We start from the raw sequence: 22996 nt of genomic DNA, 5'->3' as shown, positions 1-22996 counted from the left end.
GTCATGTCGGCCGAGTACGCCGAACAGCCCAGCGACGACAGTTGTGACCGCCGATTCTTCACCGGATCAGGTGGTGGCGGGAAGAGCGTTAGGTCCGGATTCGCCACCGGCGGAGGATTGCCGCCCGCTGGGCGGCGCCGTCATGCGTGGCGCAGGATGGGGCGGTGAGCGAACCGGATCCGCGGCGGTGGAAAGCACTGGCGGTCAGCCTTGCCGCCGGCTTCATGAGCCTGCTCGACGTCAGCATCGTGAACGTGGCCCTGCCCTCGGTGCAGAACGGTCTGGGGGCCTCGGCCGGATCCGTGCAGTGGATCGTGTCCGGATATGCGCTCACCTTCGGCTTGTCACTGGTTGCCGGCGGCCGGCTGGGTGACGTGCTCGGCCGAAGGGTGATGTTCCTCATCGCATTGACGGCTTTCGTGCTCACCAGCGCGCTGGCCGGCGCCGCCCCCAACGAGACGCTGCTGATCGGCGCGCGACTGCTGCAGGGACTGGCCGCGGGTCTGCTCACCCCGCAGAACTCCGGACTGATCCAGGATCTGTTCACCGGCCCCGAGCGGGGCCGGGCCTTCGGCCTGCTCGGCGCGACCATCGGCATTTCCACCGCGACCGGGCCGGTGCTGGGCGGGCTGATCCTGGCCGCGTTCGGCGACGAGACCGGCTGGCGCTGGGTGTTCTACGTCAACGTGCCGGTCGGCGCGCTGGCCATCGCGCTGGCGTTGCGGTGGCTGCCCAAAAGGGATCCCGCCCGCCGCGGCGTCGGATTGCGGGGCCAGATCGACCATGTCGGCGCGCTGCTGCTGGGCGTCGCGGTGCTCGGCGTCCTGCTGCCGATCGTGGAGACGGAGAGCGGCCCGTCCGGGTGGTTGTGGCTATTCGCCGTGCTGACGCCGGTTTTCGGGCTGCTGTTCGTGTGGTGGGAGCGGCGGCTGACCGCCAGGGGCGGCAAGCCGCTGCTGGACCTGCGGTTGTTCACCGAGGTTTCCGGCTACTCGTCCGGTTTGCTGCTGGGATCGGTCTACTTCTGCGGGTTCGCCGGCATTTTCCTGGTGATGTCGCTGTTCCTGCAGAACGGGCTGCACTACACGCCGTTGCAGTCCGGTCTCGCCGTGACCCCGTTCGCGCTCGGTTCCTCGATCATGGCGGCGGTGGCCGGACGGCTGGTTTCCCGGCTGGGTCGCAAGGTGACGGTGGCGGGACTGAGTCTCATCATGATAGGGCTGGCCGCCGTCGCGGTGGTCGTGCGACTGGTCCCGCAAGACGCGATTGGCGGCGCGATCGCGATCCCATTGCTGCTCGCCGGAATCGGTGGCGGCGCGGTCATCTCGCCCAACACCACCTTGACCCTGGAATGCGTGCCGAACAGCATCGCCGGGGTGGCCGGCGGCGCGTTGCAGACCGGTCAGCGGATCGGCACCGCGATCGGCACCGCCGTGCTGGCCACCGTCTTCTACGACGGCGTCGCCGGCGGCTTTCCGGCCGCGCTGTCCACGACGTTGTGGTGCGCCATCGGATTCATGCTGGTGGCAATAGTCATCGCGGTGTACGAACTGCGGCGCGTCGGCGTGGTCCGGGCCGAGGCCCGGCCGGCCGGATCCGATGTAGACGCCGGCTGATCCTTTCCGAGTGCTTTTCAGATGGCGGTATACGCCGGTCAGCCCTCGCAGACCGCCTCCTGGTAGGCGCGCAGCGTGCCCACGAACAGTTCCCGCTGCTCACGGGTGAGCGGTGCGAGCGCCTTTCGCCAGGCGTTGGCCCCGGCCGACAACCAGCGTTCGACCGCGGGCCGGTGATCGTCGGTGATGGTGACGATGGTGCGGCGGCGGTCGACCGGGCACTCGGTGCGCTGGAGCACGCCCTGCCGGCTCAGCTCGCCGACCATGAGGCTGGCGGTGGTCGGCGCGATCTCCAGTCGCGCGGCCAGTTCGTTGACGGTGAGCGGGCCGTCGAACAGCAGGTAGGCCAGCAGCGTGATGTGCCGCGGGGCCAGCGCGAAGGAGCGCAGCTCGGCCGGGACGGGCAGCTTCTTGGCCCGGCCGACCAGACGCGGCATCAACAGCAGCAGCTCCCGGACGCTGTCGTCCACCGTTGACATGTCTTTGTCTCCAAACTAGCTTTGCTTGCAAAGCTAATGCGTCTCGATGACTCATCGTAGGGGGAACCACGGCCATGACCGTCCTCGTCACCGGCGCGCGCGGGCACATCGCGCGCAGCCTCATCACCCGCCTGACCAGCGCCGGAACCCCGTTCCGGGCCGCGAGCAGCCGTCCGGAGCCGGGGGAGTTCCGGTTGGACCTGAGCACCGGGGAGGGCCTCGGGCCGGCCCTCGACGGCGTCGACCGGGTGCTGCTCTACACCCAGCCCGACGGCATCGACGCGTTCCTCGACGCGGCCCGCGACGTCAAGCACATCGTGCAGGTGTCCTCGTCGGCGGTGGACCAGCCGGACGCCGCCACCAACTCGATCGCCCTGCGACACAAGGTCGTCGAGGACAAGCTGCTGGCCTCCGGGCTGCCGGTGACCGTGCTGCGGCCCGGCGCCTTCGCCACCAACGCCCTCCAGTGGTGGGGCGAGACCATCCGGCGTGGGTCCACTGTGGAGGATGCCAACCCGGAGGCCCGGTTCGCGCCCATCCACCAGGACGACATCGCGGCCGTGGCCCAGACGCTGCTGGACGGCGGCGGCCACCTCGGCGAGGCGCTGACGCTGACCGGTCCCGAGTCGCTGACCGTCCGGCAGCAGGTCGCGATCCTCGGGGAGGTGCTGGGGCGCGAGATCCCGGTCGCGCGGATCAGCCGGCAGGAGGCCCTCGCCCGGCGACCCGACTACATCCCGGTGGAGGTGATGGAGTCGCTGCTGGACACCTTCGCCGCCAGCGTCGGCCGTCCCGCGCTCGTCAGCGACGCCGTGCGGGCGATCACCGGGGTCCCGGCTCGGACCTTCCGCCAGTGGGCCGAAGACCACCGGACGGAGTTCGTGGCACGACAAGGGTGAACTCGGCCCCGCCGGGGCTGGCCACCTCGATCCGGCCGCCGTGCAGGACGGCGTTCTCGTAGGCGATGGCCAGTCCGAGGCCGCTGCCCTCGCCGCGCCGGGAACGGTCGCCGCGCACGAACCGGTCGAACACCTTGGCCCCCAGCTCCGGCGGCAGTCCGGGACCGTGATCCCGCACCGCCACGCGGACCGCCGGCTCGGCCGTGCCGTCGATGGCGATGGTGATCGGCGGCGCGCCGTGGTGCAGGGCGTTGGTGACCAGGTTGCGGACGATGGTGTGCAGGCGGCGCGGGTCGCCGGTGACGACGCCGTCGCCGTCGGCCGTGACCGGGATGCCGGCGCCGACCATCTCCACCACGTCCACGCAGAGTGCTTGCAGGTCAACCGGTTCTGGCCGGAACTCGGCCGCGCCGGCGTCGAACCGGGACATCTCCAGCAGGTCCTCGACCAGCGCGCTCAGCCGCCGGGTCTGGGCGGCGATCAGCTCGGCCGATCGTTCCCGGTCCGGCCCGGCCAGGCCGTCGCCGGCGGCGATCAGCACCGCCATCGGCGTGCGCAGGTCGTGGGCGACGTCGGCGACGAACTGGCGCTGCTGCTCGTCCTTGCGGCGCAGCTGCTCGATGGACTCGCCCAGCCGCTGGGCCATCGAGTTGAACGAGCCGGCCAGGTCGGCGAACTCGTCCCGGCCCTGCACCGGCAGCCGGGTGTCCAGCGCGCCCGCGCCCAGCGTGCGGGCCGCGCCGGCGGCGACCCGGACCCGGCGTTGGATGCGCCGCGCGGCCAGCAGGCCCAGCAGGCTGCCGACCAGGATCACGCCGGCCGCCGCGGCCGTGAGCTGGAGCCGGATCTTGGCCAGCTGCCGGTCGGCGATCTCGGTGCTGTAGATCTCGACCAGGATCAGGCCCGGCTCGGCCTGGCCCATGACGATGTAGTGCAGGCTGCCGTCGACGATGTCGTCGTAGTCGACCCGGGCCGTCTCGTCGGCCCGGGCCCGGTCGACCTGGTTGCGGTCGAACGGGCCGGGTCGGCCGGCGACCGGCACGTAGCCGCCGGGGCCCAGCGAGGACTGCGGGCCGAGGTTGGCGTTGAAGTTCAGCAGGGACCAGTCCAGCGCCAGCCGGCCGTCCAGGTACTGGCCGACACTGTCCAGTTTGGACTGGCCGGTGTTCCCGGAGTTGACCAGCCACTGGTGGATCTGCTGCCGGTCCGAGCCGAAGTCGGCCAGCGCGGCCTGTTTGAACCGTTCCCGGATCTCGGTCTGCTGCAACTGGTAGGACAGCAGCGCCATCGTTCCGGTCGCCGCGACCGTGATCGCGATGACCGTGAGCACGATGCTCGTGCGCAGGCCCGGATGCCACCGCATTATGGTTTGACCAAGCGGTAGCCGAGCCCCCGGGCCGTGAGCAGCAGCGTCGGGTTGCCCGGGTCCGGCTCGATCTTGGCCCGCAGCCGGGCCACCGCCGCGTCCACCAGCCGCGAGTCGCCGGCGTAGCCGTAGTCCCACACCCGCTTGAGCAGCGTCTGCCGGCTCAGCACCTGGCCCGGGTGGGCCGCGAACTCCAGCAGCAGCCGGATCTCCGTGGACGTCAGGTGCAGCTCCTCGCCGCTCTTGGTGACGATCATGGCCTCGCTGTCGACGGACAGGTCGCCGAAGGTGTGCACGGTGTGCGGCTGCCGACTCGACGAGGCCCGGCGCAGGATCGTCTTCACCCGGGCGTCCAGCACCCGCGGCTCGGCCGGCTTCACCACGTAGTCGTCGGCCCCGCCCTCCAGGCCCACCACGATGTCCACCGGATCGCCCCGGGCCGTCAGCAACACCACCGGCACCGTCGACCTGGCCCGGATCCTGCGGCACACCTCGAAGCCGTCGATGCCCGGCAGCATCACGTCCAGCAGCACCAGATCCGTCGGCGACCGCCGCTCGAACAGCGACTCCAGCGCCTGCTCGCCGGTCGGCGCCACCGTCACCTCGTGGCCCAGCGCCGTCAGGGCCCGGGCCAGGGCCTCGGCCAGCACGGCGTCATCCTCGACGAGCAACAGCTGGGCCACCGTGCCTCCCTCGATCGGACACACAGTGGTTAGCACGGTCGGCGCACCGGCGCCGCCCCGGGACGCGGCTGCCGGGCCGGGCGCGTCGCCGCCAGCTCGAAGTGCCAGGGCTCGTTGTCGTAGCGGCTGAACAGGTTCCAGCGGTCGCCGTGCAGCTCCAGCCAGCGCGCCCCCTCGGTCGGCCGGACGTCCAGCGCCATGCCCCGCACGTGTTCCGACTGGCCCGGCGGCAACACCCGGCTGCCCAGCTCCTGGCACAGCCGGTGCTGCTCGGCCGCGTCCCGGTGCCCCGAGGTCAGTCCGATCAGCTGGCCGTCCCGCCAGAACGCCTCCGCCCGCGCCGCCTCGAACGCCCGCCGCGTCTGCGGCCGCAGGCCCTCCAGCGACTCCCGGGGGAACCTCAGCCCCAACGCCCACTGCGCGGCCAGATGGTGAGCCGCCCTCGGCCGCCGCACCTTGGCCGCCGGTAGCAACAGCCGGGCCAGCACCTTGGTCGCCACCTCGAACACCACGCTTCGGTCCATGCGATCAGCGTGCCGACCGGGTGTGCCCGCCCCGCCCTGGGACTGTGACGGAAGTGTGACAGTCGTCCGGCTCAGCCGAGGTGGTCGTTGGCCCCGCTGACCCAGGCGATGTACCGCTCGGCCGAGTCGCGCACCGCCGCCTTGGCGTCGGTCGTCACCATGCCGCCCAGCAGGCTGTAGAGGCGTTCGAACGGGTACGGCTCCAGGCGGTCGACGATGCGCCGCACCAGCCCGGCCGAGAGCGGGATCTTGTTGGGGTAGCTGCGCATGAACGTCACCCAGCCCTTGGCCGCCACCGGCACGATGGTGTCCCCGGTGAGCAGCGTGCCCCGGCCGTCGGACCCGGTCGCGACGTGGGCGACCGCCGCGCCGGGGAAGTGGCCGCCGCCCTCGATCACCGTCACCCCGGGCAGCACCTCCACGGCCCCGCTCCACTCCTTGATCACCGGGTCCTCCCGCCGCACCCACCGCCGGTCCGCGGTGTGCACGAGGACCGGGATGTCGCCCAGCTCATGGCTCCAGCTCACCTGCGAGCCGTACATGTGAGGATGGCTCGCCACGATCACCTCGGCCCCGCCCAGCTCGGTGATCTTGTCCACCAGCTGCCGGTCGAGATGGTTCGGCGGATCCCACAACAGGTTGCCGCCCGGGGTCCGCACGAGATGGCTCCACTGGCCGATGCCGAACGGCGGCTTCCGGTTCAGCCGGTGGATGCCCGGCTCCAGCTCCTCGTGCACCAGCTCGTGCCCGTCGGCCGCCAGCTCCGCCAACGTCGTCCACACCTGGCCCGACTCCGGCACCCACTGCCGCTCGTCCGCGCATATCACGCAGTCGCCCGCCGGCGGCTGCTCGGTGTCGGGATGCTCGACCCCACAGGTGCCACAGATCCAGATCGTCATGACCGGAAGTCTGGAACCTCCAGTGATGTCGAGGTCAAGGGCGGCGACGGGCCTTCCAGATCTCCTCCACCGGCCACTTCCGGGACCATTCGGCCGGCGCGTAGGCGTAGGACGAGTCGGCCGCGCCCTCGGGGGCGTGCAGCTCGATCAGGTCCTCCACCTCGAAACCGCTGGCGTGCAACAGGCGGATCATGTCGCCGTGGCCGAGGTGGAAGTCGACGCAGCCCTCGGACCAGGCCGTCTTGTGCAGGCCCCGCTGCGGGCGGAGCAGACGTCCGGTGGGCTGCTCGTTCTCGTCGTCGGGGGCACAGAGCACGGAAACCACGCTGTTGCAGAGGAAGGCGAGCCGGCCGCCGGGGCGGAGCAGGCGGGCGGCCTCCGGGATCCAGACGTACGGGTCGCACCAGATCGCCGCGCCGTACTCGCTGACGGCCAGGTCGAATGAGGCGTCGGGATACGGCACCTGCTCGGCATTGCCGTGCAGCAAAGGGAAGTCGATGCCGTGCTCGGCCTGAAGCCGGCGGGCGGTGGCCAGCTGGGCCTGCGAGTTGTCGATGCCGACCGGCCGGGCGCCGCGCCGGGCCAGCCACGAGCTGACGTACGCGGTCCCGCAGCCCAGTTCGATGGCGTCCATGCCCTCGACGTCGTCCGGGAACAGCGCGGCCTCGCTCTGCGGGGCGTTGAAGACGCCCCACGTCACCTCGTTGCTCCGCCAGGCCCGCTCGCCGGCGGCCACGTAGCGCGCGGCTTCGACATCCCAGTACTCGCGGTTGATGAGCACGTGCTCAGGTAGCGCTGTCATGTCCTCATGACAGCGCATGAGGTCAACCGAGTTTCAGGCGCTGTAGCGGATCATCCACTCGGTGTCCGGGTCGACGCCGGTGAACTCGAACCGTTCGGGCGGCACGACTTCCCCGGTGTGCTCGGGAAGCACCCGTTCGGGCAGCATCCCGAACCGCTCGCGGCGGCGGGCGGCGGCCTGCTCGTCGGTGATCTCAGCCATGGTTTCCTCCGGAGGGACGGGTCGGCCGGACCTTCGCGCGGTAGGCGCAGACGCCGACGTGTTTGACGAAGCAGCGGCGCAGCGACTCGGCCGAGCCGAAGCCGACCAGCGCCGCGATGTCGGCGACCAGGTGGTCGGTGGTCTCCAGCAGGGTCTTCGCCCGCTCCACCCGTTCCCGGGCGATCCAGTCGACGATGCCGGTCCCGGTCGCCTGCCGGAACTTGCGGACCAGGCTCCTCTCACTCAGGTGCGTGTGCGCCGCCAACCGGTTCAACGTGTGGGGCTCGTGCACGTGTTCCCGCAGCCAGCTGAGAAAGTCCTCCATGAACTGGCCGCCCGGTCCCGGGAGAGCTGGTCGCCGGAGCGGTTCGGGGCGATCACCAGCATCCGGCGGGAGCTGCCGCGGTGGCTGGAGCCGGGCATGCCGGAGTACGGCGCGTTCCACCTGATCACGGACTGAGGAGCTTGCGCACGGCGTCGACGACGGTGCGGCGGCGGAAGGCGCGGGAGGACGCGGCGGCGAGTTCGGGGTTGGTGGTGGCCCAGGCGGCGGGGATGGCCTGGAGCAGGACGAGCAGCTGCACGGGGTCGAAGTGGACGGGCACGGAGCCGTCGGCCTGGGCCTGGCGGAGCCGGTCGAGGCGAACGCTGTTGACGGCGGAGACGGCCGGCAGGGCGACGTCGGCGCGTTCCATGCGGTACCAGGTGGACAGGCGCAGGGTCACCGGGTGGGCCTCGTAGTGGTCGAACAGCCGGCCGGCGTAGCCGGGTAGGTCGGCGGCGTCGAAGGGCACGAGCTCGTAGAACTGGGCGATGTCGCGGGCGAAGACGGCCTCGAACAGCTGGTCCTTGTTGCCGAAGTACGAGTAGATCAGCGCCTTGTTGCAGCCGGCGGCGGCGGCCACCCGGTCGACGCGCGCGCCGGCGATGCCGTGCTCGGCGAACTCGGCGGTGGCGGCGTCGAGCAGCCGCTGTCGGGTGGCGTGCGCGTCCCTGGCCATGTGACCAGCGTATCAACTAACCAGATAGTTGACACGGAACATCACCGGTGCTGTCATGGTTGATGTAACCATCCAGTTAGTTACACACTGAGAAGTACCGAGATGACGACGTGGCTGATCACCGGCAGCTCCCGCGGCCTGGGCCGTGAGCTGGCCGAGGCGGCGCTGGCCGCCGGGGACACCGTGCTGGCGACGGCGCGGCGGCCTGAACAGCTCGACGACCTGGTGCGCAAGTACGGCGACAAGGTGGCGACCTTCGCCCTGGACGTCACCGACGCCGAGGCGGCACAGGCGGCGGTCCGGTTCGCGCAGGAACGGTTCGGCGGCCTGGACGTGGTGGCCAACAACGCCGGCTACGCCAGCAGCGCGCCGATCGAGTTCACGTCCGAACAGGACTTCCGCGACCAGTTCGAGGCCAACTTCTTCGGCACGGTCACCGTGACCAGGGCGGCCCTGCCGCTGCTGCGCAAGCAGCGCGGCGGCCACATCCTCCAGTTCTCCTCGGTCGGCGGCCGGGTCGGCGGCTCGCCGGGCCTGAGCGCCTACCAGTCGGCCAAATTCGCCGTGGAGGGCTTCTCCGAGGTGCTGAACAACGAGGTCAAGCCGTTCGGCGTGAAGGTGACGATCATCGAGCCCGGCCCGTTCCGCACCGACTGGGCCTCCTTCTCCAGCGACGCCGCGACCGACCCCGACTACGACGGCACGGTCGGCGCGATGAACCGCTACCGCGCCGAGACGTCCGCGACCTGGCCGGGCGACCCGGTCCGCGCCGGCCAGGTGATCGTGGACATGGTGCACGGCGACGAGGCGCCGCTGCGGCTGCTGCTCGGCGCACGGGCGGTGGAGTTGGTCCGCGAGTCGGAGGCCAGGCGCGGGGCGGAGATGGAGAAGTGGGCGGAGGTCAGTCGTTCGGCCGACTTCCCGACGGGCTGAACGTGTGCCGCCGCGCCCACGCGGCCAGCACGGAGGCCACGAACTCGGCGTCGGCCCGCTTGTTCGGCAAGCAGTGCGCGAACAAGGCGTACGCGCAGGGCGTCGCCTCGGGCAGCTCCAGCCGAGCGGCCAGCGGCTCGTCCTGCGACCCGGTGAACTCGGTCTTCGCACTGTGCGTCGGTCAGTCCTGACGGTGGCGCTGGTAGTGGCGGGCCACCCGGGCCCGGTTCCCGCAGTGGGGCGAGCACCACTCGCGTCGGGTGTGCTCCTTGACGAAGTACAGCACGCAGTTGGGGGCCAGGCAGGCGCGCAGCCGGCCGCGGGTCTCGCCGGCAAGCATTTCGACCCCGAGAGTCGCGATCACCCCGACCGCCGGGCCGTGCAGGGTGCGTTCCGGCGGGCCGTCGGCCGGCCACGACAGCTCGGCCCTGGCCAGGCCGGCCAGCGCGTTCAGGGTGGCCAGGGCGTCGGGCCGGGACATCGCGGTCACCGGCGCGCGGGGATCGTCGGTGGCGTCCGCGGCCAGCCGCCGCAGCGCCGCCCGCAGGTCACGGAGTTGGTCGAGGTCGACCGGCCCGACCGGACCCAGCCAGGACAGCGCCTCGCCCAGCTGGTCGGCGTCGGGCCGGACCGTGTTCATCAGCTCGACCGGCAGCGGTTCCGGCACGAGGCGAACCTAGCACACCGCTAATGGAACCAACTCGCTCTATCCATTTGGTCGCTGTCGGCGGCGGTGCCCCGCGGGCACAATCCCGTGCCATGCGAGTGCTGGTCACGGGGGCGTTCGGCAACATCGGGTCAAGCGTGGTGGCGCGGCTGCGCGGCCGGGGCCACCAGGTGCGCTGCTTCGACGTGCCGAGCAAGGCCAACCTCCGGCGGGCCCGCGGCGCGACCAACGTGGTGTGGGCCGACATCCGCGACGAGGACGCCGTGCAGCGGGCCGTGCGCGACCAGGACGTGGTGGTGCACATGGCCTTCGTGATCCCGCCGCAGGTGGCTGAGAACCCGGGGACCGCCCGCGAGGTCAACATCGGCGGCACGACCGCCGTGCTGGACGCGGTGGCCCGCAATGGTTCCCGCGTCCTGTTCGCGTCCACTTTGGACGTCTACGGCCCGACCCAGCACCTGGAGCCGCCGCGCCGGGCCGACGATCCGGTGGTGGCCACCGACGACTACTCCGAGCACAAGATCCGCTGCGAGGAGCTGGTGCGGAAGTCGCCGGGGCCGTGGGCCGTCTACCGCTTCGCCGACGTGCCGCCGCCGCACGCCCGCCGGCCGCACCCGATCATGTTCGAGATCCCGCTGGACAACCGGATCGAGCTGGTGCACCGGGACGACGCCGCGCTGGCCGTGGCCAACGGCATCGAGGCCGACATCTGGGGCCGCACCTGGCTGATCGGCGGTGGGCCCGGCTGCCAGGTCCGCTACCGGGACCTGCTGTACCGGTCGATGGCCCCGTACAAGCTGGGCGAGCTGCCCGAGTCGGCGTTCAGCACCGAGCCCTACTGCACGGACTGGCTGGACACCGAGGAGAGCCAGCGGGTGCTGCGTTTCCAGCGGCACACCTTCGACGAGATCATGGCCGACGTGGTCGCGTGCAGCCGGCCCGCGCTGCCGACCCGGCTGGTGCTGCCACTGGTCCGGTCACTGGCCCGGCGGCAGATCCTCAAGCTGTCACCGCATCTGGCCGGTCGTCCGGGCCGGCCTTGACTCCGGCCGTCAGACCGAGCGCAGCACCGTGGCCACCACGCCGAGGATCTCGGCCCGGTCGCCGTCGATCACCGCGTAGGCCGGATTCCGCGGTTCCAGATAGACGTGCCCGTTGTGCTTCTTGTACACCTTCACCGTGGCTTCACCGTCGATCATGGCGGCCACGATCTGCCCGGAATAGGCCTCCTGCTGCTTGCGGATGATGACCATGTCGCCGTCGCAGATCGCCGCGTCGACCATCGAGTCGCCGCGCACCCGCAGGGCGAATACCGTGCCCCGACCGGTCAGTTCCCGAGGCAGCGTCAGAATGTCGTCGACGTGTTCCTCGGCCGTGATCGGAATACCGGCGGCGATGTCGCCGACCACCGGCACGCTCACCGCCCCGTCGCCGTGTTCCCGGCTCTTGGCGCTGCCGCGCAGGAAGTCCCGCACGTCGATCGGCCGCGACACCGAGGCGCTGCGCCGCAGGTAGCCCTTCTCCTCCAGCGCCGCCAGGTGCTTGGACACCGTGGACTGCGCCTTCAGCCCGACCCGGTCGGCGATCTCCCGCGTGCTCGGCGCATAGCCGTACTCGACCACCCACTCCCTGATCGTGGCCAGGATTCGCACCTGCCGTTCCGGCAGCGACTCCACGTCCATGTCCTGGAACGGGTCGAAATCGTGGTAGGCGGTCATCCGTTGATCATAGAGGCACTCCCATTCCCGTCTCGAATCCGCTCAGGCGTTCGAGACGTTAAGGTGATGTGATGTCGAGCTTCTCCGATGCGCGGTTCTACTCGATCCCGATGACGACCCGGTTCCGGGGCATCACCGTGCGGGAGGGGGTGCTGCTGCGCGGCCCGAACGGGTGGGGGGAGTTCTGCCCGTTCGACGACTACGACGACGCGGTGGCGGCGACGTGGCTGGCGACGGCGCGGGAGCAGTGCTTCGACGGGTGGCCGGAGCCGGTGCGGACGCGGATCCCGATCAACTGCACGGTGCCGGTGGCGCCGGCCGACCGGGCGTACGAGATCGTGGCGAAGTCGGGCTGTGGCACGGCGAAGGTGAAGGTGGCCGATCACCCGGACTCGCTGGGCGAGGACATCGAGCGGTTGCAAGCGGTCCGGGACGCGCTCGGTCCCGGGGGCGCGATCCGGGTGGACGCCAACGCGGTGTGGGACGTGGACACGGCGGTGGCGCGGATCCGGGAGCTGGACCGGGCGGCCGGCGGGCTGGAGTACGTGGAGCAGCCGTGCCGCACGATCGAGGAGCTGGTGGCGGTGCGGCGTCGGGTGGACGTGCGGATCGCGGCCGACGAGTCGATCCGGCGGGCCGAGGATCCGCTGACGGTGGACGTGTCGCAGGCGGCCGATGTGGCGGTGATCAAGTGCACGCCGCTGGGCGGGGTGCGGCGGGCGCTGCGGGTGGCGGAGGCGGTGGGGCTGCCGGTGGTGGTGTCCTCGGCGCTGGAGACCAGCGTGGGCCTGGCGGCGCAGCTGGCGCTGGCCGGGGCGTTGCCGGAGCTGGATTTCGCTTGCGGGCTGGGCACTTTGTCGCTGTTGACCGGTGACGTGGTGCGGGACTCGTTCACGGTGGTGGACGGATTCCTTCCGGTGCCGACAGAAGCGCCGACCCCGGACATGGAGTTGTTGGCACGGTACGAGATGACCGGTGAACGGCTGACGTGGTGGCGGGAGCGGCTAGACCGCGTGCTGGCGCTCTGACCGCGGCGCGGCCAGCACGGCGGCCGGCAGGGCGACCACGGCCAGGCCCAGCCCGAGGGTGGCGACGGCCGGCCAGCCGCCGTAGACCCACAGCTGCGAGCCCGCCGCGAGACCGACGGCGATGCCGAGGTAGCGGGTGAAGAAGTACAGGGTGTTCAACCGATTGTGGTGATCCGGATCCAGTCCGAACAGGACGGACTGGTTCACCACCTGGTTGCCCCACACGCCGATGTCCAGCAGCACCGTGCCGAGCACCAGCCAGCCGATCCACAGTGGACCGACGGCCAGCGCCGCCCAGCCCAGCACCAGCACGCCGACCAGGGCCAGCTGGCCGACCCGGGGCCCGAGGCGGTCGGTGAGCCGCCCGGCCAGCGGCGAGGTCAGCGCGCTGGCCGCGGCGACCAGCCCGAACAGGCCGGCGACCGCCGGCCCGAGGCCGAAGGCGTGGAGCAACACGAACGGCAGCGTGTTCCAGAACGTGCCGAACGCCGCGCCGACGACCACCCCGGCGGCGCACACCCGCAGCACGATCCGGTTGCCCAGCACCAACTTCGGCAGTGTGCGCAGCAGATCCGGGTAGCTGATCGACGACCGGGCCGGCGCGCTGGGCAGCATCCGCAGCAGAACCAGGGTCACCACGACCATCATGGCGACCGAGCACCAGTACACCGCCCGCCAGCCGAGCGCCTCGCCGACCGCGCCGGCATAGGCCCGGGACGCCAGCAGCCCGACCAGCAGGCCGCCCTGGAGGATGCCGACCACGTGACCGCTGCGCTCGCCGCCGTTCAGCGCGACCCCCAGCGGCAGCACCACCTGCGGAACGGCGGTGAACAGGCCGATCAGGAAGCCGGCGGCGGCCAGCCAGCCCACCGAGGGCGCGAGCGCGGCCCCGACCAGAGCCAGCGTGGTGGCGGCCATCATGCCCAGGATCAGCGGCCGCCGGTTCCGGATGTCGCCCAGCGGCACCAGCAGCAGGATGCCAGCGGCGGCGCCGATCTGGGTGGTGGTCGGCACGATGCCCGCGACGCCCTCGCCGATCCGCAGCTCGGCGGCGACCTGCCCGAGCACCGGCTGGATCAGGTACAGGTTCGAGGCTGTGACGGCGCAGGTGGCGGCCAGCACGGCGGTCAGGCGTCGGGTCAGCACGTGACACCAATATACTCCTCGCAGGGGGAGGGAAAAATGAGTATTGAGCACATCGTCTGGGACTGGAACGGCACCCTGTTCGGCGACGGGCCGGCCCTGATCGAGTCCACCATCGCGGCCTTCCGGGCCGCCGGACTGCCGGCCGTCACGCGCGAGTCCTACCAACGCCACCACACGCAGCCGATTCCGCTGTTCTACGACCGGCTGGCCGGCCGAGAGCTGTCCGAGGACGAGCAGTCCGCGCTGGCCGGGCACTTCCGGACCGAGTATCTCAAGATACGGGACGACATCCCGCTCACCCACGACGCTTTGGTGTCGCTGCGGCGGTGGCAGGACAGCGGCCGCAGCCAGTCGCTGTTGTCGATGTACCCGCACGACGAGCTGATGCCGTTGGTGCGCAAGGCCGGCATCGCCGACTACTTCGTCGCGGTGGACGGATTGCGTGGCGCCTACGGCCGCAAGGCCCCGCACCTGCGGCGGCAGCTCGACGAGCTCGGCCTCGATCCGTCCACCGTGCTCCTCGTCGGCGACAGCGTGGACGACGCCGCCGCCGCGCGGGAGTGCGGCACCGGCTTCCGGCTCTACCACGCCGGCCGGGACGCCTTGCACCACCGCGACCACTTCGCCGGAATGTCCATCGTGGACAGTCTCGGCGAAGCGGTCGACTCGGTGCTCTAGCCGCCCAGGCTCACGTGGAAGACCTGGTCGTTGCTGTTGTGGGGAGTGCTGTCCTTGTCCCCGTTGTTGGAGGTGGTCAGCCAGATCCCGCCGTCCGGCGCGGGTTCCACGGTGCGCAGCCGGCCGTAGGCGCCGTCGAAGAACACCTGCACGGTGGTCAGGCTGTCACCGCTGATCACCTCGCGGTAGAGGCGGGCGCCGCGCTCGCACGCGACGTAGAGCACGTCACGGACGATGGTGATGCCGCTGCACGAGCCCTGCGCCACCGGATAGGTGTGCTTGGGCTTGATGTAGTTGGCGTTGCCGCAGCTGCCGGAGGTGCCTTCGCACGAGGGCCAGCCGTAGTTGCCGCCCTTGACGATCAGGTTGGTCTCGTCCATCACGCTGTTGCCGAACTCCTGTTCCCACAGGCGGCCCTGGGAGTCGAAGGCCAGCCCCTGCACGTTGCGGTGTCCGTAACTCCACACCGCGTTGTGGAAGGGATTGTCGGCCGGGATGGTGCCGTCCGGGTTGATGCGCAGCACCTTTCCGTTGAGGCTGCTGGTGTTCTGCGCGTTGTCGCCGTTCTGGGCGTCGCCGGTGCCGGCGTAGAGGTACTTGCCGTCGGGGCTGAAGCGCAGCCGGCCGCCGTTGTGGAACTTGTTGCGGGCGATGCCGGTGACCAGGATCTGCTCGGTCGAGGTTTGCAGGCTGTCGGCGGCCGGGTCGTACTTGACACGCACGATCCGGTTGTCCGACAGGGAAGTGTGCATGATGTAGAGCCAGTGGTCGGACGAGAAGCCGACCGGGTTGATCTCCAGACCGGTCAGGCCGCCCTCGCCGTCGGTGCTCTGCACGTTGGGCACGGCGCCGATGACCTTCTTGGCCCCGGTCTTGGGATTGAGGTGCACGATGTCGTGCACATCCCGCTCGTTGAACAGGATCGTGCCGTCGGGCAGCGTGACCAGGCCCCACACCACGTCGTCGCTGGCCCCGACCTGGGTCACGGTGCAGACCGGCTGCGTGCAGGAGCCGCCGGTGGTGGTCACGTCCAACACGGGCGAGGGGTCGCTGGTGTTCTTGTTCGCGTCGGACGCGGTGACCTGGAGGTGGTAGGTGGTGTTCGGGGACAGCGCGCTGAGCTGGGCGCTGGGCGTGGCCCCATTGGACGCCCCGATCTCCACCGGCGAGCCGTTGACCACGTTGTAGACGGTGTACCCGGTGACGCCGACGTTGTCGGTGGACGCGGTCCAGGCCAGGCCGATGCTGGTGCTGGTGACCGAAGTCGTGTGCACGTTGGTCGGCGCGGACGGCGGCGTGTGGTCGTCCGAGGGCGGCGTGGTCACCGACAGCGTGGGGCTGGGCTGGGAGACGTTGCCGGCGGTGTCACGGGCGTTGACGTAGAAGCCGTAGTTGGTGCTGGGGCTCAATCCCGTGCACGTGCCGGTCAACGTGGTCCCGTCGACCTGAGCGCACAGCTGCCCGTCGTGGTAGATGTCGTACCCGGCCACGCCGACGTTGTCGGTGGAGGCCGGCCAGCTGATGGTGACGCTGGACGGAGTGTCGCTGACCAGGGTTGGCGTGCCGGGCGGGGTCGGTGGGGTCGGATCGCCGCCGGCGCCGTAGACCTGGAACTCGTCGAGCGAGTAGCCCTTGCTGGCGTCGGTGCGGCAGCGTTTCGTGCCGTACACACGGACGTAGCGGCCGCTTCCGTTGAGGCCGGTGAGGTTCTCCACGCCGCCCTTGCCGGCGGTGGTGGTGTAGATCGCCGTCCAGTTGGTCGTGTCGGGGGAGACCTCGACACGGTAGGCGGCGGCGCACGAGGCGTCCCAGGTCAGCTGGACCCGGTGCACGGCGTAGGCCGCGCCGAGGTCGACGTAGATCCAGGACGGGTCGATGTTCGCCGCGCTGGCCCACCGCGTGGCGGTGTCGCCGTCGACGGCGTTGGCCGGCTGGCAGCAGCCGCCGGAGGAGGAGGCCACGACCGGTTTTCCCTGGGACAGCAGGGTGTCCGCCGCCGAGGCGTTACCGGCCGCCCCGGCGGTGACGATCAGCGCCGCCGCCACCGCGGCGACCAGTCTGGCTAGTCTTCTGGCCACAACCCGCACCTTCCACTCGCATCGGACTCCTAGGCGCGGCGGCGGAGTTGCAAACGTTTACATCGGCGAGTCAGCCTAAGAGCGCGGCCGGTGGCGCGTCAACCGCCGCGCCGCCACCGGTGGTGCTGGGCGATCAGCGTTGCGCCGAATGCCAGCGCGCACTCGAAGCGGGCTGTGCCGGATTAGGCTGCCGGGCATGGACTCGCGGCTGGCGGACGTGGTGGTCGACGCGCTGGACCCGGCGGCCCAGGCCCGGTTCTGGGCGGCGCTGCTGGGCTGGACGAACACGGGGACGAGCCTGCGGGCCCCAGCCGACGACGCCTGGGACCTGGGGCTGGTGTTCCAGGCGGCAACCGAGCCGAAGACGGTGAAGAACCGCATCCACCTCGAACTGGCCACCCGCCGGGACGATGTCGTGGCCCGGGCCCTCGACCTGGGCGCCCGCCGCCTCGACCTCGGCCAGGGCGACGTGCCGTGGGAGGTGCTGGCCGATCCCGAGGGCAACGAGTTCTGTGTGCTGCCACCGCATCCGCGCTACGACACCGGGGCCGTCGCGGCGATCCTGGTCGAGGCCGCCGATCCGTCGACGCTGGGCCGGTTCTGGTCCCTGGCCACCGGCTGGCCGGTCGAGGTGACCAACGAGGAGGTCGTCGCCCTGCGCTCGCCGGCCGGCCAGTGGCTGGAGTTCCTGCGCGGAGACAGCACGAAGCGCGCTCGGGACCGCGTGCGCTTCCGGTTGGCCGGCACCGATCGGCAGGCGCTGCTCGACGCCGGGGCGACCCAGCTCGGTGCATGCCTGGTCGACCCCGAGGGGCACGAGTTCACGGCGGGCTGAACACCGGATCGGGCAGTTCGCGACGATCGAGTGGAAGACCAACGGCGGGTGGCCGTCCCCACCGGGTTCGGCACGGCCACCGCCGGCGACCCCTTATGCCGGCACCAAAGCCTTGACGTACGAGGCGAACTGGGCCACCGAGCGGAGGTGGTCCAGCTCCAGGTTCTCGTAGTCCAGCTCCAGGTCGAAGGTGTCCTCGATGCCGAGCAGGAAGGAGATCATCTGGAGCGAGTCCAGGCCGTACTCCTCGACCAGATCGGCGTGCAGGTTGACCTGCTCGGCGGTGAAGCGGCCGGCCAGCACGCCGACCAGCACCTCCCGCACCTTGTCCTCGACCTCGTCCATCACGCTCACACCCCGTTCAGGTAAAGGAGAATGCACTTGGAGCAGACCGGCATCATGCCGTTGGCCGAGAGGATGGAGCGGACCTTGCGGAAGGCTTCGCTCTGCCACAGCTCGGTCATCTCGGTGTCGTAGAGGTTGCCGACCACGAACTCGGGGAAGAACTTGCAGGAGCTGACGTTGCCGTCGGCGTGGACCTCCATGCGGTTGGACACCGCCAGGCATTTGGAGCGGTTCTGGGCGGGGCGGGAGGTGCCGCGGATGAAGTCCTCGACCTCCTCGGCCTCCAGTTGCGGCTGGTACCGCACCCGCACGCCCCATGCGCGCGAGGCCAGGCGGGTCATGGACTCGCGCAGGACCGGGAGTTGTTCCTCGGGGAGTTGGTAGGTGTAGGAGTGCCAGGTGGGTTGTTTGGTGCCGGTGTCGGGTTTGAGCCAGGCGAAGGACTGTTCGTAGACGGCGTCCATCTGGCTGGCGACTTCGGGGCTGATGTACCAGGGGAACTGGAAGTAGACGGTGTTGACGCCGAGTTGTTCGGCCCATTCCATGAACTCGTACATCTTGCCGACGGTGACGTGGGAGACCATGCAGGACAGGGAGAGCTCGCCGTGGAAGCGGCCTTCGCGTTTGAGGTCGAGCATCATCTGGATGTTGTCGATGGTGCGGGTGAAGGTGCCCTTGCCGCGCAGGGCTTCGTGGTCTTCGCCGAGGCCGTCGAGGCTGACCAGGAGGTTGAGGTTCTCGCCGATGCGGAGCAGGTCGTCGAGCTTGCGTTTGAACAGCAGTCCGTTGGTGCACATGTTCACGGTCCGCGGGTAGCGCTCGAGCAACGAGGCGACCTCGCCGAACTTGGTGTGCATCAAGGGTTCCCCGCCCCACAGGAACAGCTTGGACCGCACGGGGGCGGTGGTGCGCAGGACGTTGGCCACCACGTCGATGTCGAGTTCGGTCTTCTGGCGCTGGGGGCTGAAGTCGCGGAAGAAGCCCTGCTCGTTCCACTGGTAGCAGTGGGTGCAGCGCAGGTTGCAGCGGTAGGTGAGCTGGAGGCTGACCTCCTGCGGCAGCGGGGCGGCGTAGGCGGGATCGTCGAGCACCCCGCGCCGGGCCCGCGAGCGGATCGCCACGGTGTGCTTGATGTCGGCGAATTCCCGGCCGTTCAAGGTCCTTGTGGTGGACGGATGCATCAGACCCTCCGGTAGTGGGGAGCGGCGCGCAGCAGCGGGACCAGGCGGACGGCGAACGGCGTGCTGATCACCAACCGGGCCACCAGGTATCCGGTCGACCAGACCAGGCTGAGCGCGGCCGCCTCGGCGTGCGACACGAGCTGCCAGGTGTCGGCCAGCAGCACCACGCACACGCCCTGCGGGCCGCCGTAGCCGCCGATCGAGACCGGCAGCTGGGTCACGAGCAGCAGCACGGCGCAGAACTGCACCAGCTGCCCCGGGCTCAGGGACAGGCCGAAAGCGGCAGCCAGCAGCCACCACGACAGCATCATCGCGGCGACCACGCCGAGCCGCAACGCCACCTGCACCGCCATCTCGGCCGGCCCGGTCCGGGTGAACACCGTGAGAAAACGACTGTCGCGCAACCTGGGCAGCACGCGACGGCCCACCGGCAGCCACATCCAAGCCAGGAACGACACCAGCGCCGCGCCCAGCCCGACGCCGACCGACACCGCCGCCGCGGGCAGACCGCCGGCCACCGCGCTCACGGCGATAACCCCGACCAGCACGGTGAAATCGGCGACGGTCAGCACCTCGCTGGCCCCGAGCGTGGACAGCACCGGCACCTGCCATCGGCGCTGGAAGTACACGGGGGCAACGACTTTGGTCAACGGCGCGAACAACACCCCCAGCAGCTGCTTGCCGCACGAGATCGCCACGACGTGCGCCACCGGCACCTCGGGCGCGAGATGCCGCCGGTAGACCAGCGCCAGCCCGGTGGTGTCCAAGGCGTAGAAGGCCGCCGTGTAGCCGGTCACCGCCAGCACCACCGCCGTCGGATCGGCCGTGCGCAGCGCATCGCCGAGCCCGGCCAGGTCCACGCCGCGCAGCGCCCACCAGCAGATGCCGGCCGCGACGACCGCGGTCGCCACGAATCCTGGCATTCCGCGCGTTCGGCTCATGGTATTGCGCGCTCCTCGGCGAAGTGACCTCACCAGCTCGCTCACGGTAAACCGGGTCCGATTGGCATTCTGCCAAACATCGGCCCGGAAGTGCGGTGTCGCGAGAACTGGCCTGCCGCCAGTGTCGCCGGCGTTAGGGTGAGCTGGAGAACACATTCCCCGATCTCGCGGGTTTCGCTCGCCCGTTCATTCCCGGAAGAACCCGTTCCCGGAGGTGCTCGCCATGGGGCTGACCTGGCCCGCGTCCGTTTTCCAACACACCCTGATGGCCACCGACCAGTTGCTGCCGGGCGGGTCGACCGGGCCGCACATGACGATGAGTGTGGCCGCCCGCATCACCGGTCCGCTCGATCTCGCGTTGCTGGACCAGGCGTACGACGATCTGGTCGCGCGCAACGACGTCCTGCGCACGACGATGGTCCAGGTCGACGGCGGCTACCTCCAGCAGGTCCACCCCCACCAGCCCGTGCACCTGGACAAGACCGACGGCCACGGGGCCACGGCCGGGCAGCTGGCCGACGAGTGGTCGCGCACCCCGGTGCCCTCGACCGCCGCGCCGCTGATCCGCGGGCACGTCGCCCAGCTCGACGACGGCGACCACGTCGTCGGCCTGATCCTGCACCACCTGCACACCGATCCGCGCTCGCTGCAACTGGCGATCGCCGAGCTGGGCCGGCTCTACACCGCCCGCGTCGAGGGCCGGACCGAGCCGGCGCCGGCCTTCCAGTTCGGCGAGTACGTGGAGCAGCGGCTGGCCAGCGTGGCCGACCGGCTGGAGGCGGACCGCGACTTCTGGCGCACCCTCATGGCCGGGGCGCGGCCGATGGCCCTGAGCCCCGACCTCAAGCGCGACTGGGAACGCAAGCCGAGCAGCGGATCCTTCCGGGTCCAGGTGCTCGACGCCGAGCAGGCGACCGCCATGGAGCGGTGGGCCCGCAAGCACCGCACCACCATGTTCGCGGCCCTGTTCACCGGCTTCAGCCTGGCCATGGCCGACCGGCTGGACAACCGGGACGTGCTGGTCAGCACCGTGTTCGAGCAGCGCGACCGGCCCGGCACGGCCGACATGGTCGGGCCGTTCATCCACCCCGCGCTGCTCCGGGTCCCGGTGCCCGATGGCGCGACCTGGGAATCGCTCGCGCCGCTGGTCCGCGACCGTGTGCTCGACGCCTACAACCGCGCCCACATTCCGGCGATCGAAGTGCTCGGAATGCATATGGACGTGCTCCAGGAGATTGCCATGAGTCCGGCCGGATTATGCGTTTTCCAGTACATCCCGGCCCATGTGTCCGAAAAACCGGTTCCATTCGGGCCGGCGACGGCGAGCGTCGTGCCGAGTGAGGAAGGCGGCCCGACCGGGGATGTCGGCCTCATGTTCCGTCTGCACCGTTCGCCGACCGGCGAGCTGACGGCCCGGGTGACTTTCGACGAGCGCGATCTCGCGGAGCCGCTGGCCCGGGAACTGTTCGAGGAATTCGCGGCCCGACTGGCCGAACCGCTAGCGGCGGGGGTCTGATGTCCCGGCAGGCGGAGATCGAGGACCTGGTCGGGCAGGCCGGCCGGGGGCGGGTCAGCGACTCCGCCTACGACGCCGGGTGGCTGGCCCGGCTCGGCGCCGCCGATCCGGGGCTGTCCGAGGGGGCGCTGGAGTGGCTGCGCCGGCATCAGCTGGCCGACGGCACCTGGGGCGCGCCGCATTTCAAGTACCACCACGACCGCGCCATCTGCACGCTGTCGGCGATCACCGCCTTGGCCCTGCACGGCGACCAGGCCGACCGGGCCCGGATCGAGGCGGCGCGGTCGGGGCTGATGCACTCGTTGTGCCAGCTGGACACCGACATCGCCGGCGAGACCATCGGCTTCGAGTTCCTCGCCCCGGCGCTGCTGGGCCAGGCCCGGCAGCTGCGGCTGGTCGGCCCCGAGGTCGACGACGTGCTGGCCCGGCTGTGCGCCTACCGGGAGCGGAAGCTGGCCGCGCTGCCGCCGGCGGCGGTGTCCAACCGGATGGCCCTGTCCCACTCGGCCGAACTGGCCGGGCACCAGGACATGCACCTGCTCGACCTGGACAACATGGTGGCGGCCAACGGTTCCGTGGGCTTCAGCCCGGCCGCCACCGCCCTCTACGTCACCTCCGTGGAGAAGAACGAGGAGGCGCTGGCGTACCTGGCCCGGATGACCGGCGAGGACGGCGGCGTGCCCAACGTGGGGCCGATCGACGTCTTCGAGGCGGCCTGGACGCTGTGGAACCTCGATCTGGCCGACTCCGTCCCCAGTGGACACGACCGGCTGATCTCGCTGCTGCACCAGGCCTGGACGCCCGGCCGTGGCGCCAGCTTCGGGGCCGGCTTCACGCCCGAGGACGGTGACGACACCGCCATGGTCTACGAGGTGCTGGCCCGCTGCGGCGCGCCGGTGGACATGGACGCGGTGCTGACCTACGCCGGACCGGAGCACTTCTACACCTGGTCGACCGAACGGAATTCCTCGCTCAGCACCAACATCCACGCCCTCGGCGCGCTGCGGGCCGACGAGGTGCCGTGGGACGAGCCGCTGGTGCGGCGGGTGACCGGCTACCTCGCCGACCGGCAGGATCCGGGCGGCTTCTGGGTGGACAAGTGGCACGCGTCCCCGTACTACCCGACCGCGCACGCGGTGCTGGCCGGCGTCGAGAGCGCCGGCGAGATGTTCCGGCGGGCGGTCGACTGGCTGGTCGCCAGCCAGCGGCCGGACGGCTCGTGGGGGCATTTCCTGGCCACCGCCGAGGAAACCGCCTACTGCCTGCAAGCCCTGGTGATCGCCCGCCGGTGCGGCGAGAACGTGCCGTCGGAGGTCGTCGAGCGCGGGCACCGGTGGCTGGCCGGCCACGCGGACGGCCCGTATCCCTGGCTCTGGATCGGCAAGTGCCTGTACTCGCCGGACGTGGTCGTCCGGTCGGCGGTGCTGTCGGCGCTGCTGCTCGTCGAGGAGGACCGGTGA

At 70.6% G+C, this 22996-nt stretch carries 27 protein-coding genes; 11 read left to right on the top strand and 16 right to left on the bottom strand.

The window, feature by feature from the left end; translation table 11 throughout:
• Positions 1 to 164 precede the first annotated feature (164 nt).
• Positions 165 to 1616: an MFS transporter gene (locus tag ACIG5F_RS04810; RefSeq protein ID WP_396516026.1), complete on the top strand. Its 1452-nt coding sequence runs from the start codon at positions 165 to 167 to the stop codon at positions 1614 to 1616.
• Positions 1617 to 1654: 38 nt separating this feature from the next.
• On the opposite strand, the gene ACIG5F_RS04805 is transcribed toward ACIG5F_RS04810, so the two are convergent.
• On the bottom strand, positions 1655 to 2095 hold the full coding sequence (locus tag ACIG5F_RS04805; RefSeq protein ID WP_396516025.1) for a MarR family winged helix-turn-helix transcriptional regulator: 441 nt from the start codon (positions 2093 to 2095) through the stop codon (positions 1655 to 1657).
• A gap of 74 nt (positions 2096 to 2169) precedes the next feature.
• Between ACIG5F_RS04805 and ACIG5F_RS04800 the strand changes: the two genes are divergently transcribed.
• A complete protein-coding gene (locus ACIG5F_RS04800) occupies positions 2170 to 2994 on the top strand; it encodes an NAD(P)H-binding protein (RefSeq protein ID WP_396516024.1) in 825 nt (274 codons plus the stop codon).
• On the opposite strand, the gene ACIG5F_RS04795 is transcribed toward ACIG5F_RS04800, so the two are convergent.
• The 7 genes from ACIG5F_RS04795 to ACIG5F_RS04765 form a co-directional block, all read right to left on the bottom strand.
• A complete protein-coding gene (locus ACIG5F_RS04795) occupies positions 2918 to 4357 on the bottom strand; it encodes an ATP-binding protein (protein ID WP_396516023.1) in 1440 nt (479 codons plus the stop codon). The genes ACIG5F_RS04800 and ACIG5F_RS04795 overlap by 77 nt on opposite strands.
• Positions 4357 to 5043 carry a response regulator gene (locus ACIG5F_RS04790; protein ID WP_396516022.1) on the bottom strand — a complete coding sequence of 229 codons (687 nt, stop codon included), beginning with the start codon at positions 5041 to 5043 and terminating at the stop codon, positions 4357 to 4359. Before ACIG5F_RS04790 ends, ACIG5F_RS04795 begins: the two co-directional genes overlap by 1 nt.
• 29 nt (positions 5044 to 5072) lie before the next feature.
• A complete protein-coding gene (locus ACIG5F_RS04785; RefSeq protein ID WP_396516021.1) occupies positions 5073 to 5567 on the bottom strand; it encodes a D-alanyl-D-alanine carboxypeptidase in 495 nt (164 codons plus the stop codon).
• A gap of 71 nt (positions 5568 to 5638) precedes the next feature.
• Positions 5639 to 6466, bottom strand: a complete 828-nt coding sequence (locus tag ACIG5F_RS04780; protein ID WP_396516020.1) for a hydrolase — start codon at positions 6464 to 6466, stop codon at positions 5639 to 5641.
• A 34-nt stretch (positions 6467 to 6500) separates the two neighbouring features.
• A complete protein-coding gene (locus ACIG5F_RS04775) occupies positions 6501 to 7268 on the bottom strand; it encodes a class I SAM-dependent methyltransferase (RefSeq protein ID WP_396516019.1) in 768 nt (255 codons plus the stop codon).
• Between the two features lie 33 nt (positions 7269 to 7301).
• Positions 7302 to 7469 carry a hypothetical protein gene (locus tag ACIG5F_RS04770; RefSeq protein WP_396516018.1) on the bottom strand — a complete coding sequence of 56 codons (168 nt, stop codon included), beginning with the start codon at positions 7467 to 7469 and terminating at the stop codon, positions 7302 to 7304.
• The gene (locus ACIG5F_RS04765; RefSeq protein WP_396516017.1) at positions 7462 to 7734 is read right to left on the bottom strand and encodes a helix-turn-helix domain-containing protein; all 273 of its coding nucleotides are present in this window, start codon (positions 7732 to 7734) and stop codon (positions 7462 to 7464) included. Before ACIG5F_RS04765 ends, ACIG5F_RS04770 begins: the two co-directional genes overlap by 8 nt.
• Before the next feature lie 12 nt (positions 7735 to 7746).
• On the opposite strand from ACIG5F_RS04765, the gene ACIG5F_RS04760 reads away from it, so the two are divergent.
• Complete coding sequence (locus ACIG5F_RS04760; protein ID WP_396516016.1) at positions 7747 to 7929, top strand: hypothetical protein; 183 nt, start codon at positions 7747 to 7749, stop codon at positions 7927 to 7929.
• Here ACIG5F_RS04760 and ACIG5F_RS04755 read toward each other — a convergent pair.
• The gene (locus tag ACIG5F_RS04755) at positions 7919 to 8470 is read right to left on the bottom strand and encodes a TetR family transcriptional regulator (RefSeq protein ID WP_396516015.1); all 552 of its coding nucleotides are present in this window, start codon (positions 8468 to 8470) and stop codon (positions 7919 to 7921) included. The two genes, ACIG5F_RS04760 and ACIG5F_RS04755, sit on opposite strands and share 11 nt — an antisense overlap.
• Positions 8471 to 8572: 102 nt before the next feature.
• Here ACIG5F_RS04755 and ACIG5F_RS04750 point away from each other — a divergent pair, with 102 nt between their 5' ends.
• Complete coding sequence (locus tag ACIG5F_RS04750) at positions 8573 to 9403, top strand: oxidoreductase (protein WP_396516014.1); 831 nt, start codon at positions 8573 to 8575, stop codon at positions 9401 to 9403.
• Entirely contained in the window at positions 9361 to 9594 is a 234-nt protein-coding gene (locus ACIG5F_RS04745) for a hypothetical protein (protein WP_396516393.1), read from the top strand. Before ACIG5F_RS04750 ends, ACIG5F_RS04745 begins: the two co-directional genes overlap by 43 nt.
• On the opposite strand, the gene ACIG5F_RS04740 is transcribed toward ACIG5F_RS04745, so the two are convergent.
• Positions 9585 to 10070, bottom strand: a complete 486-nt coding sequence (locus ACIG5F_RS04740; RefSeq protein WP_396516013.1) for a CGNR zinc finger domain-containing protein — start codon at positions 10068 to 10070, stop codon at positions 9585 to 9587. The two genes, ACIG5F_RS04745 and ACIG5F_RS04740, sit on opposite strands and share 10 nt — an antisense overlap.
• Before the next feature lie 92 nt (positions 10071 to 10162).
• On the opposite strand from ACIG5F_RS04740, the gene ACIG5F_RS04735 reads away from it, so the two are divergent.
• Positions 10163 to 11113, top strand: coding sequence for an NAD-dependent epimerase/dehydratase family protein (locus ACIG5F_RS04735; RefSeq protein ID WP_396516012.1), 951 nt, complete (start codon positions 10163 to 10165; stop codon positions 11111 to 11113).
• A gap of 9 nt (positions 11114 to 11122) precedes the next feature.
• Here ACIG5F_RS04735 and lexA read toward each other — a convergent pair whose 3' ends face one another.
• Positions 11123 to 11788, bottom strand: coding sequence for a transcriptional repressor LexA (gene lexA, locus ACIG5F_RS04730; protein ID WP_396516011.1), 666 nt, complete (start codon positions 11786 to 11788; stop codon positions 11123 to 11125).
• A 71-nt stretch (positions 11789 to 11859) separates the two neighbouring features.
• Between lexA and ACIG5F_RS04725 the strand changes: the two genes are divergently transcribed.
• Positions 11860 to 12816: an o-succinylbenzoate synthase gene (locus tag ACIG5F_RS04725; protein ID WP_396516010.1), complete on the top strand. Its 957-nt coding sequence runs from the start codon at positions 11860 to 11862 to the stop codon at positions 12814 to 12816.
• Here ACIG5F_RS04725 and ACIG5F_RS04720 read toward each other — a convergent pair.
• Positions 12793 to 13962 (bottom strand): MFS transporter, encoded by a 1170-nt coding sequence (locus ACIG5F_RS04720; RefSeq protein WP_396516009.1) that lies wholly within the window; start codon positions 13960 to 13962, stop codon positions 12793 to 12795. The genes ACIG5F_RS04725 and ACIG5F_RS04720 overlap by 24 nt on opposite strands.
• A gap of 36 nt (positions 13963 to 13998) precedes the next feature.
• Between ACIG5F_RS04720 and ACIG5F_RS04715 the strand changes: the two genes are divergently transcribed.
• A complete protein-coding gene (locus tag ACIG5F_RS04715; protein WP_396516008.1) occupies positions 13999 to 14640 on the top strand; it encodes an HAD family hydrolase in 642 nt (213 codons plus the stop codon).
• On the opposite strand, the gene ACIG5F_RS04710 is transcribed toward ACIG5F_RS04715, so the two are convergent.
• Positions 14637 to 16718: a PQQ-dependent sugar dehydrogenase gene (locus ACIG5F_RS04710; protein ID WP_396516007.1), complete on the bottom strand. Its 2082-nt coding sequence runs from the start codon at positions 16716 to 16718 to the stop codon at positions 14637 to 14639. The two genes, ACIG5F_RS04715 and ACIG5F_RS04710, sit on opposite strands and share 4 nt — an antisense overlap.
• 196 nt (positions 16719 to 16914) lie before the next feature.
• On the opposite strand from ACIG5F_RS04710, the gene ACIG5F_RS04705 reads away from it, so the two are divergent.
• Positions 16915 to 17553, top strand: a complete 639-nt coding sequence (locus ACIG5F_RS04705; RefSeq protein WP_396516006.1) for a VOC family protein — start codon at positions 16915 to 16917, stop codon at positions 17551 to 17553.
• A gap of 93 nt (positions 17554 to 17646) precedes the next feature.
• On the opposite strand, the gene ACIG5F_RS04700 is transcribed toward ACIG5F_RS04705, so the two are convergent.
• Genes ACIG5F_RS04700 through ACIG5F_RS04690 form a run of 3 tightly spaced genes read right to left on the bottom strand, consistent with a single transcriptional unit; the run spans position 17647 to position 20020 of the window.
• Positions 17647 to 17898: an acyl carrier protein gene (locus ACIG5F_RS04700; RefSeq protein WP_396516005.1), complete on the bottom strand. Its 252-nt coding sequence runs from the start codon at positions 17896 to 17898 to the stop codon at positions 17647 to 17649.
• Positions 17899 to 17903: 5 nt separating this feature from the next.
• A complete protein-coding gene (locus tag ACIG5F_RS04695; protein ID WP_396516004.1) occupies positions 17904 to 19079 on the bottom strand; it encodes a radical SAM protein in 1176 nt (391 codons plus the stop codon).
• The gene (locus tag ACIG5F_RS04690; protein WP_396516003.1) at positions 19079 to 20020 is read right to left on the bottom strand and encodes a lysylphosphatidylglycerol synthase domain-containing protein; all 942 of its coding nucleotides are present in this window, start codon (positions 20018 to 20020) and stop codon (positions 19079 to 19081) included. The genes ACIG5F_RS04695 and ACIG5F_RS04690 overlap by 1 nt, the downstream gene beginning before the upstream one ends.
• A 223-nt stretch (positions 20021 to 20243) precedes the next feature.
• Between ACIG5F_RS04690 and ACIG5F_RS04685 the strand changes: the two genes are divergently transcribed.
• Together ACIG5F_RS04685 and ACIG5F_RS04680 are read left to right on the top strand one after the other, a co-directional pair.
• Positions 20244 to 21536, top strand: a complete 1293-nt coding sequence (locus ACIG5F_RS04685) for a condensation domain-containing protein (protein ID WP_396516002.1) — start codon at positions 20244 to 20246, stop codon at positions 21534 to 21536.
• Positions 21536 to 22996 (top strand): prenyltransferase/squalene oxidase repeat-containing protein, encoded by a 1461-nt coding sequence (locus ACIG5F_RS04680; protein ID WP_396516001.1) that lies wholly within the window; start codon positions 21536 to 21538, stop codon positions 22994 to 22996. The genes ACIG5F_RS04685 and ACIG5F_RS04680 overlap by 1 nt, the downstream gene beginning before the upstream one ends.

Source organism: Kutzneria sp. NPDC052558 (assembly GCF_044547355.1).
Taxonomy (GTDB): domain Bacteria; phylum Actinomycetota; class Actinomycetes; order Mycobacteriales; family Pseudonocardiaceae; genus Kutzneria.
Note: the sequence above shows the minus strand (reverse complement) of the source record. Positions and strands in the feature narration are given on the sequence as shown.

What these genes read in the sequence shown, in the direction of transcription:
- ACIG5F_RS04805 (WP_396516025.1), bottom strand. Translation starts at nt 2,095, where the DNA reads ATGTCAACGGTGGACGACAGCGTCCGGGAGCTGCTGCTGTTGATGCCG.
- ACIG5F_RS04800 (WP_396516024.1), top strand. Translation starts at nt 2,170, where the DNA reads ATGACCGTCCTCGTCACCGGCGCGCGCGGGCACATCGCGCGCAGCCTC.
- ACIG5F_RS04795 (WP_396516023.1), bottom strand. Translation starts at nt 4,357, where the DNA reads ATGCGGTGGCATCCGGGCCTGCGCACGAGCATCGTGCTCACGGTCATC.
- ACIG5F_RS04785 (WP_396516021.1), bottom strand. Translation starts at nt 5,567, where the DNA reads ATGGACCGAAGCGTGGTGTTCGAGGTGGCGACCAAGGTGCTGGCCCGG.
- ACIG5F_RS04780 (WP_396516020.1), bottom strand. Translation starts at nt 6,466, where the DNA reads ATGACGATCTGGATCTGTGGCACCTGTGGGGTCGAGCATCCCGACACC.
- ACIG5F_RS04775 (WP_396516019.1), bottom strand. Translation starts at nt 7,268, where the DNA reads ATGACAGCGCTACCTGAGCACGTGCTCATCAACCGCGAGTACTGGGAT.
- ACIG5F_RS04770 (WP_396516018.1), bottom strand. Translation starts at nt 7,469, where the DNA reads ATGGCTGAGATCACCGACGAGCAGGCCGCCGCCCGCCGCCGCGAGCGG.
- ACIG5F_RS04755 (WP_396516015.1), bottom strand. Translation starts at nt 8,470, where the DNA reads ATGGCCAGGGACGCGCACGCCACCCGACAGCGGCTGCTCGACGCCGCC.
- ACIG5F_RS04750 (WP_396516014.1), top strand. Translation starts at nt 8,573, where the DNA reads ATGACGACGTGGCTGATCACCGGCAGCTCCCGCGGCCTGGGCCGTGAG.
- ACIG5F_RS04735 (WP_396516012.1), top strand. Translation starts at nt 10,163, where the DNA reads ATGCGAGTGCTGGTCACGGGGGCGTTCGGCAACATCGGGTCAAGCGTG.
- lexA (WP_396516011.1), bottom strand. Translation starts at nt 11,788, where the DNA reads ATGACCGCCTACCACGATTTCGACCCGTTCCAGGACATGGACGTGGAG.
- ACIG5F_RS04725 (WP_396516010.1), top strand. Translation starts at nt 11,860, where the DNA reads ATGTCGAGCTTCTCCGATGCGCGGTTCTACTCGATCCCGATGACGACC.
- ACIG5F_RS04715 (WP_396516008.1), top strand. Translation starts at nt 13,999, where the DNA reads ATGAGTATTGAGCACATCGTCTGGGACTGGAACGGCACCCTGTTCGGC.
- ACIG5F_RS04705 (WP_396516006.1), top strand. Translation starts at nt 16,915, where the DNA reads ATGGACTCGCGGCTGGCGGACGTGGTGGTCGACGCGCTGGACCCGGCG.
- ACIG5F_RS04700 (WP_396516005.1), bottom strand. Translation starts at nt 17,898, where the DNA reads ATGGACGAGGTCGAGGACAAGGTGCGGGAGGTGCTGGTCGGCGTGCTG.
- ACIG5F_RS04695 (WP_396516004.1), bottom strand. Translation starts at nt 19,079, where the DNA reads ATGCATCCGTCCACCACAAGGACCTTGAACGGCCGGGAATTCGCCGAC.
- ACIG5F_RS04690 (WP_396516003.1), bottom strand. Translation starts at nt 20,020, where the DNA reads ATGAGCCGAACGCGCGGAATGCCAGGATTCGTGGCGACCGCGGTCGTC.
- ACIG5F_RS04685 (WP_396516002.1), top strand. Translation starts at nt 20,244, where the DNA reads ATGGGGCTGACCTGGCCCGCGTCCGTTTTCCAACACACCCTGATGGCC.
- ACIG5F_RS04680 (WP_396516001.1), top strand. Translation starts at nt 21,536, where the DNA reads ATGTCCCGGCAGGCGGAGATCGAGGACCTGGTCGGGCAGGCCGGCCGG.